The sequence below is a fragment of the Streptomyces sp. IBSNAI002 genome (genome assembly GCF_052244475.1).
In the GTDB taxonomy this organism is placed as follows: domain Bacteria; phylum Actinomycetota; class Actinomycetes; order Streptomycetales; family Streptomycetaceae; genus Streptomyces.
Genome location: NZ_JBQPXG010000002.1, coordinates 6,109,950 through 6,126,185, shown reverse-complemented (window position 1 = coordinate 6,126,185; position 16,236 = coordinate 6,109,950). Strand labels below are relative to the sequence as shown.

General features: G+C 72.2%; 15 protein-coding genes. 4 read left to right on the top strand and 11 right to left on the bottom strand.

Features of this window, described 5'->3' with window-relative positions:
• Positions 1-4: 4 nt before the first annotated feature.
• The 5 genes from ACTVZO_RS29535 to rimP all read right to left on the bottom strand — a co-directional run bounded on the left by ACTVZO_RS29535 (position 5) and on the right by rimP (position 5,694).
• Positions 5-298, bottom strand: a complete 294-nt coding sequence (locus tag ACTVZO_RS29535; protein WP_030651158.1) for a DUF503 domain-containing protein — start codon at positions 296-298, stop codon at positions 5-7.
• Positions 299-485: 187 nt separating this feature from the next.
• Positions 486-3,599, bottom strand: coding sequence for a translation initiation factor IF-2 (infB, locus tag ACTVZO_RS29530; RefSeq protein WP_443301213.1), 3,114 nt, complete (start codon positions 3,597-3,599; stop codon positions 486-488).
• Between the two features lie 148 nt (positions 3,600-3,747).
• A complete protein-coding gene (locus ACTVZO_RS29525; RefSeq protein ID WP_443301212.1) occupies positions 3,748-4,035 on the bottom strand; it encodes a YlxR family protein in 288 nt (95 codons plus the stop codon).
• Positions 4,036-4,183: 148 nt separating this feature from the next.
• Positions 4,184-5,194 carry a transcription termination factor NusA gene (gene nusA / locus ACTVZO_RS29520; RefSeq protein ID WP_443301211.1) on the bottom strand — a complete coding sequence of 337 codons (1,011 nt, stop codon included), beginning with the start codon at positions 5,192-5,194 and terminating at the stop codon, positions 4,184-4,186.
• A gap of 2 nt (positions 5,195-5,196) precedes the next feature.
• Positions 5,197-5,694 carry a ribosome maturation factor RimP gene (gene rimP, locus ACTVZO_RS29515; RefSeq protein WP_443301210.1) on the bottom strand — a complete coding sequence of 166 codons (498 nt, stop codon included), beginning with the start codon at positions 5,692-5,694 and terminating at the stop codon, positions 5,197-5,199.
• A 156-nt stretch (positions 5,695-5,850) separates the two neighbouring features.
• On the opposite strand from rimP, the gene ACTVZO_RS29510 reads away from it, so the two are divergent.
• The 4 genes from ACTVZO_RS29510 to ACTVZO_RS29495 are packed head-to-tail and all read left to right on the top strand — an operon-like array spanning position 5,851 to position 8,800.
• The gene (locus ACTVZO_RS29510; protein WP_443301209.1) at positions 5,851-6,411 is read left to right on the top strand and encodes a hypothetical protein; all 561 of its coding nucleotides are present in this window, start codon (positions 5,851-5,853) and stop codon (positions 6,409-6,411) included.
• Positions 6,408-6,848, top strand: coding sequence for a ferritin-like domain-containing protein (locus ACTVZO_RS29505; RefSeq protein ID WP_443301208.1), 441 nt, complete (start codon positions 6,408-6,410; stop codon positions 6,846-6,848). Before ACTVZO_RS29510 ends, ACTVZO_RS29505 begins: the two co-directional genes overlap by 4 nt.
• Positions 6,849-6,892: 44 nt before the next feature.
• On the top strand, positions 6,893-7,795 hold the full coding sequence (locus ACTVZO_RS29500; RefSeq protein WP_443301207.1) for an aminoglycoside phosphotransferase family protein: 903 nt from the start codon (positions 6,893-6,895) through the stop codon (positions 7,793-7,795).
• Between the two features lie 42 nt (positions 7,796-7,837).
• Positions 7,838-8,800 (top strand): slipin family protein, encoded by a 963-nt coding sequence (locus ACTVZO_RS29495; RefSeq protein ID WP_443301206.1) that lies wholly within the window; start codon positions 7,838-7,840, stop codon positions 8,798-8,800.
• A 170-nt stretch (positions 8,801-8,970) separates the two neighbouring features.
• Here ACTVZO_RS29495 and ACTVZO_RS29490 read toward each other — a convergent pair whose 3' ends face one another.
• The 6 genes from ACTVZO_RS29490 to dxr form a co-directional block, all read right to left on the bottom strand.
• Positions 8,971-10,707, bottom strand: coding sequence for a proline--tRNA ligase (locus ACTVZO_RS29490; protein WP_443301205.1), 1,737 nt, complete (start codon positions 10,705-10,707; stop codon positions 8,971-8,973).
• Between the two features lie 58 nt (positions 10,708-10,765).
• A complete protein-coding gene (locus ACTVZO_RS29485) occupies positions 10,766-11,308 on the bottom strand; it encodes a GNAT family N-acetyltransferase (RefSeq protein WP_443301204.1) in 543 nt (180 codons plus the stop codon).
• A 50-nt stretch (positions 11,309-11,358) separates the two neighbouring features.
• Positions 11,359-12,204, bottom strand: coding sequence for a GNAT family N-acetyltransferase (locus tag ACTVZO_RS29480; protein ID WP_443301203.1), 846 nt, complete (start codon positions 12,202-12,204; stop codon positions 11,359-11,361).
• A gap of 139 nt (positions 12,205-12,343) precedes the next feature.
• Positions 12,344-13,501 carry a flavodoxin-dependent (E)-4-hydroxy-3-methylbut-2-enyl-diphosphate synthase gene (gene ispG, locus ACTVZO_RS29475; RefSeq protein ID WP_443301202.1) on the bottom strand — a complete coding sequence of 386 codons (1,158 nt, stop codon included), beginning with the start codon at positions 13,499-13,501 and terminating at the stop codon, positions 12,344-12,346.
• Between the two features lie 174 nt (positions 13,502-13,675).
• Positions 13,676-14,977, bottom strand: coding sequence for a M50 family metallopeptidase (locus tag ACTVZO_RS29470; protein ID WP_443301201.1), 1,302 nt, complete (start codon positions 14,975-14,977; stop codon positions 13,676-13,678).
• Positions 14,974-16,227, bottom strand: coding sequence for a 1-deoxy-D-xylulose-5-phosphate reductoisomerase (gene dxr / locus ACTVZO_RS29465; protein ID WP_443301200.1), 1,254 nt, complete (start codon positions 16,225-16,227; stop codon positions 14,974-14,976). Before dxr ends, ACTVZO_RS29470 begins: the two co-directional genes overlap by 4 nt.
• Positions 16,228-16,236 lie beyond the last annotated feature (9 nt).

Genomic DNA, 16,236 nt, shown 5'->3' with positions numbered 1-16,236 from the left:
TAAGTCAGTCTTCATCACCGTGGAGGCGCCGCCGTACCGACAGCAGCTCCACTTCCGGACGCGCCGCGACCAGCCGCTCACAGCGGTCCAGTACGTCCGAGAGGAACCCCGCGTCCCCGCTCACCAGGGCGACCCCTATACGGGCCCTGCGGTGCAGGTCCTGGTCGCCCACTTCGGCCGCGCTCACGGAGAACTTGCGTTGGAGCTCGGCCACGATGGGCCGGACGACGGAGCGTTTCTCCTTCAGCGAGTGGACGTCGCCGAGGAGCAGATCGAAGGACAGAGTCCCCACGTACATGCAGTTCCGGATGTCCCGCCGGTGCGGGTTCGATGGCCTGCCGGGCCGTCACCCGGAAGGATCACCCGTCCGCCGCGCGGCCGGGTCATCAGAACCGTACACGCAACGGCCGGGGCCGATCGACGGATATTCCGCCGACCGGCCCCGGTGTCACAGCTCCTACGACACGGTGCGAACCGCCTCGCGCTTACGCGCGGGGCTTCTCGCGCATCTCGTACGTCGCGATGACGTCGTCGATCTTGATGTCGTTGTAGCTGCCGAGGTTGATACCGCCCTCGAAGCCCTCGCGGATCTCGGTGACGTCGTCCTTGAAGCGGCGCAGACCGGAGATGGTGAGGCTCTCGGCGATGACCTTGCCATCGCGCAGGAGCCGCGCCTTGGTGTTGCGCTTGACCTCGCCGGACCGGATGAGGACACCGGCGATGTTGCCCAGCTTGGACGAGCGGAAGATCTCGCGGACCTCCGCCGTACCGAGCTCGACCTCTTCGTACTCCGGCTTGAGGAGACCCTTCAGGGCCGCCTCGATCTCCTCGATGGCCTGGTAGATCACCGAGTAGTAGCGGACGTCGACGCCCTCGCGGTCCGCCATCTGCGCGGCACGGCCGGCCGCACGGACGTTGTAACCGATGACGATGGCGTCGGAGCCCATCGCCAGCGAGATGTCGGACTCGGTGACCGCACCCACACCGCGGTGCAGGACGCGGATGTCGACCTCTTCACCGACGTCGAGCTGGAGCAGCGAGGACTCGAGAGCCTCGACCGCACCGGACGCGTCGCCCTTGATGATGAGGTTGAGTTCCTGGACGAGACCGGCCTTGAGGACCGAGTCGAGGTCTTCCAGGGACACCCGGCGGACGCGCTTGGCGAAGTTGGCGTTGCGCTCACGCGCAGCACGCTTCTCGGCGATCTGACGGGCCGTACGGTCCTCGTCCACGACGAGGAAGTTGTCGCCGGCGCCGGGGACGTTGGTGAGACCCAGGACCAGGACGGGGGTCGACGGACCCGCTTCCTCGACGTTGTTGCCCTTGTCGTCGAGCATGGCGCGCACTCGGCCGTAGGCGTCGCCCACGACCATCGTGTCGCCGACGCGGAGGGTACCGCGCTGGACGAGGACGGTGGCGACGGCACCGCGGCCGCGGTCGAGGTGGGACTCGATCGCAATACCCTGAGCGTCCTGCTCCGGGTTGGCGCGCAGGTCGAGCGAGGCGTCGGCGGTGAGGACGACGGCCTCGAGCAGGGAGTCGATGTGCAGACCCTGCTTGGCGGAGATGTCGACGAACATCGTGTCGCCGCCGTACTCCTCGGCGACCAGACCGAACTCGGTGAGCTGACCGCGCACCTTGACCGGGTCGGCACCCTCGACGTCGATCTTGTTGACCGCGACGACGATCGGGACGCCGGCGGCCTTGGCGTGGTTGAGCGCCTCGATCGTCTGCGGCATGACGCCGTCGTTGGCCGCGACCACGAGGATCGCGATGTCGGTCGACTTGGCACCACGGGCACGCATGGCGGTGAACGCCTCGTGACCGGGGGTGTCGATGAAGGTGATGCGACGCTCTTCGTCGTTGACCTCGGTGGAGACCTGGTACGCACCGATGTGCTGCGTGATGCCGCCGGCCTCGCCCGCGACGACGTTCGTCTTGCGGATGGCGTCGAGCAGTCGGGTCTTACCGTGGTCGACGTGACCCATGACGGTCACGACCGGCGGACGCGGCATGAGGTATTCCTCGCCGCCCTCGTCCTCGCCGAACTCGATGTCGAAGCCCTCGAGGAGCTCGCGGTCCTCTTCCTCCGGGCTGACGATCTGAACCGTGTAGTTCATCTCGCCGGCCAGCATCTCGAGCGTCTCGTCGGAGACGGACTGCGTGGCAGTGACCATCTCGCCGAGGTTCATCATGACCGCGACCAGCGACGCCGGGTTGGCGTTGATCTTCTCCGCGAAGTCGGTCAGGGACGCACCGCGCGACAGGCGAACGGTCTCGCCGTTGCCGCGGGGCAGCATCACGCCGCCCACGGACGGGGCCTGCATGGCCTCGTACTCCTGGCGCCTCTGACGCTTCGACTTGCGGCCGCGACGGGCCGGACCGCCGGGACGGCCGAAGGCACCCTGCGTGCCACCACGGGCACCGGGACCACCGGGACGCCCGCCGAAGCCGGGACGACCGCCGCCACCGGCACCGGCCGGACCGCCGCCGAAGCCGCCGCCACCGGGACGCGGGCCGCCGAAGCCGCCACCGCCGCCGGGACGCGAGCCCGGACCGGCCGGACGGCCGGCGAAGCCGCCGCCCGCGGGACGACCGGCGCCACCGGGACGCGGACCGCCCGCACCGGGACCACGGCCACCGGGGCCGCCACCGGGACGGGGACCGGGACCACCGGCAGCGGGACGCTGCGGCATCATGCCCGGGTTGGGACGGTTACCACCGGGAGCACCGCCCGGACGCGGGGCGCCGCCCTGCGGACGGGGCATGCCGCCCGGAGTGGGACGGGCGCCGCCGGGACCCTGCGGGCGCGGAGCGCCACCGGGACCACCCTGCGGGCGGGGAGCACCCTGGCCGCCGCCGGCGCCGGGGGCACCGGGACGGGGAGCGCCGGCCGGACGGGGCGCCTGCGGGCGCGCCATGCCGGTGGAGCCACCAGAGGTGAAGGGGTTGTTGCCCGGACGGGGACCGGCCGGACGGGCGCCCTGGGGACGCGGGGCCTGCGCACCCTGGGGGCGCGGGGCCTGGCCACCGGGGGTGGCGCCGGCCGGACGCGGGGCGCCGGGACGGGCGCCGGCCTGACCACCCTGGGCGGCCGGACGCTGCTGCGCCGGACGGGGACCGGGGGCGGCGGCGGGACGCTCGGTGCGCGCCGGGGCGGCCGGAGCCGCCGGAGGCGCGGAGAACTCGGTCGCCACGGGAGCCGCCGGAGCGGGCTTCGGGGCGGCCGGAGCCTTCGGGCCGGGACGCGGGCCGGATGCGGCCGGAGTCACCGGGGCGCTGACGGCCGGAGCCTCTGCGGCGGCCGGCTTGGGGGCCGGTGCGCCGGGCTTCGGGGCAGCAGGACGTGCCGCAGCGGCCGGGGAGGGCGCTGCGGGCTTGGCGGGCGCGGCCTTGCGGGGCGCGCCGGGCTTTGCAGCGGACTTGCCGGCGTTGCCGCCGGGCCCCTGCAGTGCGTCAGTCAACTTGCGTACAACCGGCGCCTCGATCGTCGAGGACGCCGAACGGACGAATTCACCGAGTTCTTGGAGCTTGGCCATGACGACCTTGCTCTCCACCCCGAACTCCTTGGCGAGTTCGTATACCCGGACCTTAGCCACTTCGCTCCTTTTAGGTCCGGGTTACGCCGGACCGTCGCTACTTCATGGGCGTACTCATCGCGTACTCATCGAGTGCTCATCGCAATCTCGACCTACTTCCAACTCGCGAGGTACCTGACCGCACGGGGTATCCGTGCCGTACTACTTCTTACGGTGTCGCCTCGGCCTCGGGGGCCAGGGCGTTGCGCAGTCCCGTCGTGTCGAGCGCTCCGGCGGACCTGAAGGCCCGGGGGAACGCCCGGCGGCGGACCGCCTGGTCGAGACAGACCACGGCAGGGTGCACGTACGCACCCCGGCCGGGCAGCGTACCGCGTGGATCGGGGACGCATTCGTCCTCGATCGCCACGATGCGCAGCAGATCGCTCTTGGCCGCTCGCTCCCGACACCCCACACAGGTTCGTTCGGGGCATGCGCGGGCTTGCGTCCGGCCAGACACGCCTGAGTCTACCTCCCCGCACCGACCCTCCCCCGACAAGTTCCGGGCGAAAATCGAACGGCTGTTGTGTTGTGGTGATCCACCGGCCGGTGTACGGCCTTCCCGGTGGTCCCTGTCTACCGCCCGGGCAACCCCGGGCGGTACCGGTTTATTCCCCGTCGCCGTCCGCGTCGGTGTCCGGGGACACCTCCGTGTCGGGACGGATGTCGATGCGCCAGCCGGTGAGCCGCGCGGCGAGGCGGGCGTTCTGGCCCTCCTTGCCGATGGCCAGCGACAGCTGGTAGTCGGGCACGGTCACCCGCGCGGAGCGGGTGTCCCAGTCCACGACCTCGACCTTGCTCACCCGGGCGGGTGACAGCGCGTTCGCGACCATCTCCGCCGGGTCGTCCGACCAGTCGACGATGTCGATCTTCTCGCCGTGCAGCTCGGCCATGACGTTGCGCACACGGCTGCCCATCGGGCCGATGCAGGCGCCCTTCGGGTTGAGGCCCGAGCGGGTGGACCGGACGGCGATCTTGGTGCGGTGACCGGCCTCGCGGGCGATCGCCGAGATCTCGACGCTGCCGTCCGCGATCTCCGGGACCTCCAGCGCGAAGAGCTTCTTCACCAGGTTGGGGTGGGTGCGCGACAGCGTCACGGACGGGCCGCGGACGCCCTTCGCCACCCGCACGACGTACGCCTTCAGGCGCAGTCCGTGCGTGTAGTCCTCGCCGGGGACCTGCTCCTGCACCGGCAGGATGGCCTCCAGCTTGCCGATGTCGACGAGGACGTTCTTGGGGTCCTTGCCCTGCTGGACGACGCCGGTGATGACGTCGCCCTCCCGGCCGGCGAACTCGCCGAAGGTCAGGTCGTCCTCGGCGTCGCGCAGACGCTGGAGGATCACCTGCTTGGCGGTCGTCGCGGCGATGCGCCCGAAGTCCGACGGGGTGTCGTCGAACTCCTTGGGCTCCTGGCCCTCTTCGAGGTCCCTCGGGTCTTCCGTCGCCCACACGACCACGTGACCGTTGGTGCGGTCCAGCACGACGCGGGCGCGGCGGAAGCTCCCATCGGTCCGGTGGTACGCGATGAGGAGGGCCGACTCGATCGCCTCGACGAGCAGGTCGAAGGAGATCTCCTTCTCCCGGACCAGACCCCGCAGGGCACTCATGTCGATGTCCACGGCTACGCCTCCTCTTCCTTCTTGTCCTTGCGGCTGAACTCGATCTCGACACGCGCCTTGGCGATGTCGGTGAAAGCAATGCGGCGGGCGGTCGCCTTGCGGCCCTTCACGCCCGGGACCTCGAGGTCCATTCCCTCGTCGTCGACTTCGAGGATGCGGGCGATGAGTTCCCCGCCCTCCGCCAACTGGAACTTCACGAGGCGGCCCGTCGCCCGTACGTAGTGACGGTGCTCACTGAGGGGGCGGTCCGCGCCCGGGGAGCTGACTTCCAGGACGTACTCGTCCTCGCCCATCACGTCGGATTCGTCGAGCTTGTCGGAGACCTCACGGCTCAGCTCGGCACACGCGTCCAGCTCCACGCCCTCGTCGGAGTCCACGATGATCCGCAGCATCCGGCGCTTGCCCGCCTTGGACAGCTCGATCTCCTCGAGGTCCAGGCCCTTGGCGGCGACGAGCGGCTCCAGCAGTCCGCGCAGCCTGTCGCTCTGGGTGGTGCTCATCCGGGTGACTCCTCGGCCGCGTGTGCTGTTGTGGTTTCCGTCGTGCGTCAGGTCAAAGGGTATCCGGTCGCGGAGGGTGTTGCCGTCCTCCCTGTGGACAGGCCCCCGGGTACCGTGATCACACCTGCCCCGCCATCACCCCCGAGGACGTCGCCCGTGCCCTGGACTCTGCCATCGAGGCCCTCGCGCAGGAGCCTGCTCGCCGGTGCCGCCGGAGCGGCCGGAGCCGTGCTGCTCCCGGGGTGCTCCGACGCCGGTTCGCCCGGCACGGACACCGGGATTCCACTCGAACGGCGGATGCGCGAAGCGGCCGTTCGTGACAGTGCGCGGCTGCTGGAACGTTACGACGCGACGGCCGCCGCCCATCCGGCCCTGGCCTCGCGGCTCGCCCCGCTGCGCGCCGCGGTCGCCGCGCACGCGGCGGCCTTCTCCCTCAATCCTTCGGGCGCTCCGTCCCCGTCGGCTTCCGCCTCCCCGTCCGGCGGTACGGGGGCGGCCGCTCCCGTGCCCGGCGCGGAGCCGGTGCCGCCGAAGGCCGCCGACGCCCTGACCGCCCTCGCCGACGCCGAGCGGAGCCTGTCGGAGGCCCGGACCATCGACCTGGCCGGGGCGCCGGGAGAGCTGGCCCGGATGCTGGCCTCGGTGGCCGCCTGCGGAGCCGTCCACACGTACCTGCTGACCTCGCCCCCGACACCGACCCCCGGAGCCGCGCCGTGAAGCCCGAACCCTCCCCCGCCGGCCGCGCCCTGGAGGCCTCCCAGGCCGCACTCGCCGCCGAGCACGCGGCCGCGTACGGCTACGGGGTGATCGGCGCGCGGACCGCCGGGCCCCGCGCGGCCGAGGCCCGCGAGGCCTACGGCGGCCACCTCGCGCGGCGGGACTCCCTGGCCCGGACCGTGCGGGAGCTGGGCGGCGCGCCGCGGCCCGCGGAGGCGGCGTACGCCCTGCCGTTCGAGGTGCGGGACGCCGGCGACGCGGAGCGGCTGGCGGCCGAGATCGAGGCCCGGGTGGCGGGCGCGTACTCCGATCTGGTGCGGGCGGCGGAGGGGCCGCTGCGCCGTGAGGCGGCCGACGCGCTGAGCGCCGCGGCCGTCCGCGCGGCACGCTGGCGCGGTGTCGGCGTAGCCTTCCCTGGGCTCACCGAGAAGCGCTGAAGTGGCGAAACGGGCCCGGCACAGCTGAAAGGGACCACGCACGCATGGCTTTCGAACCGCCGCAGCGGCTTGTACGGGCGCTCGGCGAGATGCCGGGATCGGCGCAGGACGCGCAGTGGCTGGAGCAGCTGCCGGGGCTCACCGAGGCCGCACTGTCCCGGCGCGGGGTACGGGCCCAGCGGGTGCAGGCCCCGGGCGGCCGCAGCAGCCTGGTCGTCCTCGTCCAGTACGCCGACGGGACCCCGGCCGCGCTGAAACTGGCGGCTCCGCACGCCCGGCCCGACCGGGAACTGGCCGCCCTGGCGCACTGGGGCGGCTTCGGGGCCGTACGGGTCCTCGACTCGCGGTACCACGAGGAGGACGGGGCGCTGCTGCTGGAGCGGCTGCACCCGGAGGTCTCGCTGCGGTCGCTGCCCGACGCCAAGGCGCTGCTGGAGGCCGGCGGCACGCTGCGCCGGCTGTGGGTGGCGCCGCCCGCCGGACACGTCTGGGAGACGGTGGCGCAGCGGACGGAGCGGCAGTCGGCGGCGCTGCGGGCGGCCCCGGCGGAGGTCCGGGCGGTGGCCGGCACGGCGCTGGCGATGCGTGACGAGCTGGTCGCGGCCGAGCCGGAGGAACTGCTGCTGCACGGGAACTTCCGGCAGGGCAAGGTCCTCGCCGGCGAGCGCGCGCCGTGGCTGACGGTGGGGCCCGAGCCGGTCGTCGGCGAGCGGGCGTACGACCTGGCGCGGCTGGCCCGGGACCGGCTGGAGGATCAGGTGGCGACCTCGGCGGGGGCCGCGGGCGCCAGACGCCGGGTGAACCGGCTGGCCGACGCCCTGGAGGTGGACCGGGACCGGCTGCGGGGCTGGACGGTGTTCAGGGCGGTGGAGTCGGGGAACAGGGCGCTGGCCGCCGGGCGGCGCCGGGAAGCGGAGCTGTTGCTGGAGTTCGCCGCCTGGTTGTAGGGCATACCGTACATAAGAAGGTATGTCCGGCAGGGGGCCCTCATGGTCGAAGAACTGCTGACAGCGGGAATCGCGGCCGCGGCCGGTGCCGCGGTGTACCTGGGCGCCGCCGCGCGCGTGGTGAAGCAGTACGAGCGGGGCCTGGTGTTCCGCCTGGGCCGGCTGCGCGACGACGTCCGGGGGCCGGGTTTCACGGTGATCGTCCCCGTGGTGGACCGGCTGCGGAAGGTCAACATGCAGATCGTGACGCTGCCGGTGCCGGCCCAGGAGGGCATCACCCGGGACAACGTCACGGTCCGGGTGGACGCGGTCGTGTACTTCAAGGTCGTCGACCCGGCGAACGCGATCGTGGCGGTGGAGGACTACCGGTTCGCCGTCTCGCAGATGGCGCAGACCTCGCTGCGGTCGATCATCGGCAAGTCGGACCTGGACGACCTGTTGTCCAACCGGGAGATGCTCAACCAGGGGCTGGAGCTGATGATCGACAGCCCGGCGGTGGGGTGGGGCGTGCAGATCGACCGGGTCGAGATCAAGGACGTGTCCCTGCCGGAGACGATGAAGCGGTCGATGGCCCGGCAGGCGGAGGCGGACCGGGAGCGGCGGGCGCGGGTCATCAACGCGGATGCCGAGCTCCAGGCCTCGCACAAGCTGGCCGAGGCGGCCGGGGTGATGGCGGAGCAGCCGGCCGCGCTGCAGCTGCGGTTGCTGCAGACCGTGATCGCGGTGGCCGCGGAGAAGAACTCGACGCTGGTCCTGCCGTTCCCGGTGGAACTCCTCCGCTTCCTGGAACGCGCCGCGCCCACCCCTGCGGGGAGCCCGGCCCCGCCGTCCTCCCCGCCCGGCCCGGGCCCCGCGGCTTCGCCCGCCCCGCCGCCGGCGGCTCTGGCCGAGCCCCCGGCCCGGGCCGAGGCCCCGGCTGACGCCGATCCTCCGCCACTGCCCGCCGGCCTCGTCCTGGACGGCCCGCCGCCGCCCCCGGAGGACCCGGACGGCCTCCGCTCCTAGGGCCTGTCGTCAAACTCCCGTCGTCGCCCGGAGGGCGGCCCTGCGGCGTCTGGTGCGTGCTCTCGGTGCGCCGGGCGGAAGCACGCGTACTGGACGTACTTTGCTTTCGCCCGGTGCGGCGAGAGCGCGTGCCAGGCGTCGCGGGGCAGACGGGAGTTTGACGACAGGCCCTAGCCCGCCGCCCCCGCCCCCGCCCCGGTTTCCGGGTGGGTCGCGGTCAGGCGGGACAGGGCCTCGGGGAGGGGGAGTTCCTCCCGGTGGCCGGACGCGCGGTGCTGGAGTTCGACGATGCCGTCGGCCGAGCGGCGGCCCGCGACCAGGATCCACGGGACGCCGATCAGCTCCGCGTCGGTGAGCTTCACGCCGGGCGACAGCCCGGGACGGTCGTCCAGCAGGACCCGCCGCCCCGCCTCCGCCAAGGCCTCGGCCGCCCGCTCGGCCAGCGCCAGCGGTACGGCCTTGCCCGCCGCCACCACGTGCACGTCGGCCGGGGCCACGGCCGCCGGCCAGGACAGGCCGCGCTCGTCCGCCGTCTGCTCGGCCAGCGCCGCCACCGCCCGGGAGACGCCGATGCCGTACGAGCCCATCGTGACCCGCACCGGCTTGCCCTCCTTGCCGAGCACGTCCAGGCCGAAGGCGTCGGCGTACTTGCGGCCCAGCTGGAAGATGTGGCCGATCTCGATCGCACGGTCCAGCCGGAGCCCCGCGCCGCAGGACGGGCAGGGGTCGCCCGGCTCCACGACCACCACGTCCAGGTAGCGGTCCACCTCGAAGTCCCGGCCGCAGACCACGTTGCGCGCGTGCGTGTCGGCCTTGTTGGCCCCCGTCACCCAGGCCGTGCCCGGCGCCACCCGCGGATCGGCCAGGTAGCGGACCTTGTCCAGGCCCTGCGGGCCCACGTAGCCGCGCACCAGGTCGGGCCGGCCCTCGAAGTCCTCGGCGGTGACGAGCTCGACGGCCGCGGGGGCCAGGTGCTCGCCCAGCTTGCCGAGGTCCACCTCGCGGTCGCCCGGCACGCCCACGGCCACGATCTCGCCGTCCACCGTGACCAGGAGGTTCTTCAGCGTCGCCGAGGCCGGGACGCCGAGCAGCGCAGCCAGGGACTCGATCGTCGGGGTGTCGGGGGTGTCCAGCTCCTCGACGGGGCCGTGCTCGCCGTCGGCCGGGGCCAGAGCGAAGGTCACCGCCTCGGTGTTCGCCGCGTAGTCACAGGAGGGGCAGTCCGCGAAGGTGTCCTCGCCGGCCTCCGCGGGCGCCAGGAACTCCTCGGACGCCGAGCCGCCCATCGCCCCCGACACGGCCGAGACGATCCGGTGGTCCAGGCCGAGCCGGGTGAAGACGCGCCGGTACGCGGCGCGGTGGAGCGCGTACGACTCCGCGAGGCCCTCGTCGGACACGTCGAAGGAGTACGAGTCCTTCATCTGGAACTCGCGGCCCCGCAGCACGCCGGAGCGGGGCCGCGCCTCGTCCCGGTACTTCGTCTGGATCTGGTAGAGCATGACCGGCAGGTCCTTGTACGAGGTGCACTGGTCCTTCACCACCAGGGTGAAGATCTCCTCGTGGGTGGGGCCGAGCAGGTAGTCCGCGCCCTTGCGGTCCCTGAGCCGGAACAGCAGGTCCCCGTACTCCGACCAGCGCCCGCTGACCTCGTACGGCTCCTTCGGCAGCAGCGCGGGGAGCAGCACCTCCTGCGCGCCGATCGCGTCCATCTCCTCGCGGACGATGCGCGAGACGTTGTCCAGGACCCGCTTGCCGAGCGGCAGCCAGGTCCACACGCCCGCCGAGGTGCGCCGGACGTAGCCGGCGCGGACCAGGAGCCGGTGGCTGAGGGTTTCGGCGTCGGCCGGGTCCTCGCGGAGGGTCTTGGCCATGAGCCGGGACATGCGCTGCACGTGATGTGTGGACATGCCGGGAGATTACCGGCGGCCGCGGTGCCGGGGGTACCGCGTTTCGCGGGGCCCCGGCTCAGGGCCTCGGCAGGGGCAGCGGGGCGCCCATGACGGCGTACGGGAGGCTCGCGCTCGGGAAGTGGACCTGGCGGGCGAGGTCCGCGTAGCCGAGGGCCCGGTAGAGGCCGCGGGCGGGGCTGTCGGTGTCGATGGCGGAGAGGATCGAGCGCGGTTCGGCGGCGCTGTCGGTGATCTCGGTGATCAGCGCGCGGCCGACGCCGTGTCCCTGGAACCCCGGGTGGACGTGCAGTTCGGTGATCACGAAGGAGCCGTCGAGCCAGTCCTCGTGGCCGCCCGCGCGCAGGTAGGGCTCGACGATGGTGGACCACCAGTGGGTGCGGTCGTTGGGCATCCCGTAGACGAAGCCGGTGAGCGCGCCGTCGTCGGCGAAGGCCCCCAGCGCGCGGGCGCCGCGGCAGGTCATGTGGCGCTGCACGATGTAGCGCCGGATGCCCACCTCCTCCTCGCTGAGGCCGAAGGCGACGGCCTGCACGCGCAGGGCCTCGTCCACCCGGGCGGCGAGGTCGAGGGGGCCGATGCGGAGTCCGGAAGGCAGCATGCGGCGACCTTACTTCGCGGTAGGGAGCGGCCGGAACGGGTGGGGAGGGGTCAGAACAGGACGCTCATGAACGCGCCGACCTCACGGAAGCCAACCCGCCGGTACGAGGCGCGGGCGGCGGTGTTGAAGTCGTTCACGTAGAGGCTGACCACGGGGGCCACGTCGCGCAGCGCGTAGGCGACGACGGCGGCCATCCCGGTCTCCGAGTAGCCGCGGCCGCGGAACTCGGGGGCCACCCACACGCCCTGGATCTGGCAGGCGCCCGCGGTGGCGGCGCCGATCTCCGCCTTGAAGACGATCTTCCCGTCCTGGACGCGGGCGAAGGAGCGGCCGCTGCCGACGAGTTCGGCGACCCTGGCCTGGTAGAGCAGTCCGCCGTCACCGGCCATCGGCGAGATGCCGACCTCCTCGGTGAACATGGCCACGCAGGCGGGCATGATCAGGTCCATCTCGTCCTTGCGGACGCGGCGGACCAGCGGGTCGGCCGCGACCGTGGCGGACGGGCTCTCGATGATCATGAGCGGCTGGTGGGAGCGGACGTCGCGGGCGGGTCCCCAGCTGGGCTCCAGGAGCTGCCACAGCAGCCGGGTGGGCTCGGACGGGCCCACGATGGAGGAGCAGCGGCGGCCGGTGCGGCGGGCGCGGTCGGCGAAGGCGCGGACGGCGTCGGGCTCCGCGCAGACGGGGACCAGGTTGGCGCCCGCGTAGCAGAGGGACCGGAGCTCGCCGTCGGCGTACCACCCCCACATCTCGCCGCCCAGGCGCCACGGGTCGAGCCCGGCGACCTGGACCCGGGAGGTGACGAACGCGTTCTCGACCGGCTCGCGTCCGAGGACGTCGAGCGCGGCGTCGAGATCACCGGGCTCAAGGACCCGGGTGGTGGTCTGCGTCAACACTGGGGCCTCACCGTACAAGTCTGCTGATCTCCGCACTGTACCCGCCGAGGCGGACGGATGCCCGGTCTCCCAGGTCACGAAAAAGCCCCGGCCCCGCCCGCGAGCTGCGGGAACGGGGCCGGGGCACTTCTCGGGCGGATCAGACGCCGATGGCGACCGTCGGCTCGCCCGACGCCACGCCGTCCTTCTCCATCTGCTCGGCGATCTTCATCGCCTCTTCGATGAGGGTCTCGACGATCTTCGACTCGGGGACGGTCTTGATGACCTCGCCCTTCACGAAGATCTGACCCTTGCCGTTGCCGGAGGCCACGCCCAGGTCGGCCTCGCGGGCCTCGCCGGGGCCGTTGACGACGCAGCCCATGACCGCGACGCGCAGCGGGACCTCCATGCCCTCCAGGCCGGCCGTGACCTCTTCGGCCAGCTTGTAGACGTCGACCTGGGCGCGCCCGCAGGACGGGCAGGAGACGATCTCCAGGCGGCGCGGCTTGAGGTTCAGCGACTCCAGGATCTGGTTGCCGACCTTGACCTCCTCGACCGGCGGCGCGGAGAGGGAGACGCGGATGGTGTCGCCGATGCCCTCGGAGAGCAGGGCGCCGAAGGCCACGGCGGACTTGATGGTGCCCTGGAAGGCGGGACCGGCCTCGGTGACGCCGAGGTGCAGCGGGTAGTCGCAGGCGGCGGCGAGCTGGCGGTAGGCGTTGACCATGACGACCGGGTCGTTGTGCTTGACCGAGATCTTGATGTCGCCGAAGCCGTGCTCCTCGAAGAGGGAGGCCTCCCACAGCGCGGACTCGACCAGCGCCTCGGGGGTGGCCTTGCCGTACTTCTTCAGCAGCCGGGCGTCGAGGGAGCCCGCGTTGACGCCGATCCGGATCGGGGTGCCGGTGTCCTTGGCGGCCCGCGCGATCTCCTTGACCTTGTCGTCGAACTGCTTGATGTTGCCCGGGTTCACGCGGACGGCGGCGCAGCCGGCCTCGATCGCGGCGAACACGTACTTGGGCTGGAAGTGGATGTCGGCGATGACCGGGATCTGCGACTTCTTCGCGATGACGGCGAGGGCGTCCGCGTCGTCCTGGGTGGGGCACGCCACCCGGACGATATTGCAGCCGGAGGCGGTCAGCTCGGCGATCTGCTGGAGCGTGGCGCCGATGTCGGAGGTGCGGGTGGTGGTCATCGACTGCACCGAGATGGGCGCGTCGCCGCCGACGGCCACCGATCCGACCTGGATCTTGCGGCTGACCCTGCGGTCGGCAAGCTTCGTCGGCACGGCCGGCATTCCGAGAGAGATGGCAGTCATCTGCTGTGCAACCCCAAGGTGTGGATCAAGGTCCCGAGATCGGCGGGCTCCAGGCTTCGAGATTACGCCAATCACGGTGCGGCCCTCGCATCCGAGGGGTCGTGCCACCCGAACGTAGGGAGCCGGGCACGATGCGTGCCCGGCTCCCGTCAGCGTCGTGTAGGACCCGCCGGCTCAGGTGATCTTGATGGGGTTCACCACGTCCGCCACCATCACCAGCAGCGTGAAGCAGATGAAGAGCCCGGCCACCACGTAGGCCACCGGCATCAGCTTGGCCACGTCGAACGGGCCGGGGTCGGGGCGCCGGAAGACCCGGGCCACGCCCCGCCGGACCGACTCCCACAGGGCGCCCGCGATGTGCCCGCCGTCGAGCGGGAGCAGCGGCAGCATGTTGAACAGGAACAGCGAGAGGTTGAAGCCGGCCAGCAGGTTGAGGAAGAACACCAGCTGGTGCTGGGCGGGGATGTCCAGGGTGAAGATCTCACCGCTGACCCGCGCCGCTCCGACCACGCCCATGGGGCTGTCCTGTGCCCGCTCGGCGCCGTTGAAGGCCGCGTTCCACAGGTCGGGGACCTTGGACGGCAGGTCGATGAGGGACTGCACGCCCGCCGCCATCATCTCGCCCATGCGGTCGACGGACTGGCCGAAGGACTGCGGGACGTAGCCGGACGCGGGGGCGAAGCCGAGGAAGCCGGCCGTGACGTACTGGTCCTTGACGTACCTGCCGTCGGCGTCGGTCTTGGCGACCTTGTTCTCGATCAGGGTCGCCGCGAGGGCGACCTTCTCGCCCGCCCGCTCCACGGTGATCGTGGCGGGGCCGACGGTGGCGCGGATGTCCTTCTGCAGGGCGGACCAGTCCTCGACCGGCCGGCCGTTGAAGGCGACGATCCTGTCGCCGGCCTTGAGGCCCGCCGCCTTGGCGGGGGCGGCCGGATCGCCGGGGGCGCACTTGTCGCGCTTCTCGCTCTGCTGGATGACGCAGTCCGAGACGGTGGCGACCGTGGTGGTCTGGGTGTTCAGCCCGAAGGCCATCAGCGTGGTGAGGAAGATCGCGACGGCCAGGACCAGGTTCATGAACGGTCCGGCGAACATCACGATCACGCGCTTCCACGGCTTGCGCGTGTAGAACAGCCGGCTCTCGTCCCCGGGCTGGAGCTCCTCGTACGCGGCCGAGCGCGCGTCCTCGATCATCGACCGGAACGGCGAGGTGGAGCGGGCGGTGACCCTGCCGTCCTCGCCGGGCGGGAACATCCCGATCATGCGGATGTAGCCGCCCATCGGGATGGCCTTGATCCCGTACTCGGTCTCGCCCTTCCTCCGCGACCAGACGGTCGGGCCGAAGCCCACCATGTACTGCGGCACCCGGATGCCGAAGAGCTTGGCCGTGGAGAGGTGTCCGAGCTCGTGCCAGGCGATGGAGACCAGCAGGCCGACCGCGAAGATCACGACCCCGAGCACCGTCATCAGCAGTGTCATGCGCTCGCCTCCACGGCGGCCCGCGCCGCCATCTCCCGCGCCCGGGCCCTGGCCCAGGCCTCTGCTTCAAGGACGTCCCGGACGGTCAGGGAGGTTCCCGACTCCGGCGTCCCGTGCTCGTCCACCACGGCAGAGACGGTATCCATGATTGCTGTGAACGGCAGCCGACCTGCCAGGAACGCCTCGACGCACTCCTCGTTGGCCGCGTTGAACACGGCCGGGGCGGTGCCGCCGAGGGTGCCCACGTGCCGGGCCAGGCCCACGGCCGGGAAGGCCTCGGTGTCCAGCGGGAAGAACTCCCAGGTGGACGCCTTGGTCCAGTCGAAGGCGGGGGCCGCGTCCGGGATCCGCTGGGGCCAGCCGAGACCGATCGCGATGGGGCCGCGCATGTCCGGCGGGGTGGCCTGGGCGAGCGTGGAGCCGTCGGTGAACTCGACCATCGAGTGCACGTAGGACTGGGGGTGGACCACGACCTCGATGCGGTCGAAGGGGATGTCGTAGAGCAGGTGCGCCTCGATGACCTCGAGGCCCTTGTTGACCAGCGTGGCGCTGTTGACCGTGATGACCGGTCCCATGGCCCAGGTGGGGTGCGCGAGGGCGTCCTGGACGGTGACGTCGGCCAGCTGGGCGCGGGTGCGGCCGCGGAAGGGCCCGCCGGAGGCGGTGACGACGAGCTTGCGCACATCGGCCCGGGTCCCGGCGGCGAGCGCCTGGAAGAGCGCCGCGTGCTCGGAGTCCACCGGGATGATCTGGCCGGGCTTCGCCAGGGCCTTGACCAGGGGGCCGCCGACGATCAGCGACTCCTTGTTGGCCAGTGCCAGGGTCCGGCCCGCCCGGAGCGCGGCGAGGGTGGGCGCGAGGCCGATGGAGCCGGTGATGCCGTTGAGGACGGTGTGGCACTCGGAGGCCGCGAGCTCGGCCGCCGCGTCCGGCCCGGCCAGGATCTCGGGCAGCGGCTCGGACGCGCCGTACCGGGCGCTCAGCGCCTCTTTCAGGGCCGGTACGACGTCCTCGCGGGCGACGGCCACCGCGTTGACCCCGAGCTGCCTGGCCTGCTCGGCCAGCAGCTCGACCCGGCCGCCGGCGGCGGACAGCGCGGTCACCCGGAACCGGTCCGGGTGGCGCAGGGCGAGGTCGATGGCCTGGGTGCCGATGGAGCCGGTAGACCCGAGGATGACGATGTCCCGGCGGCCGGCCGCGGGGTCGAAGAGGAGGTGCGGATCGGCGAGGGGGGCTGGGCGGTCGCTCATGCCCCCCAT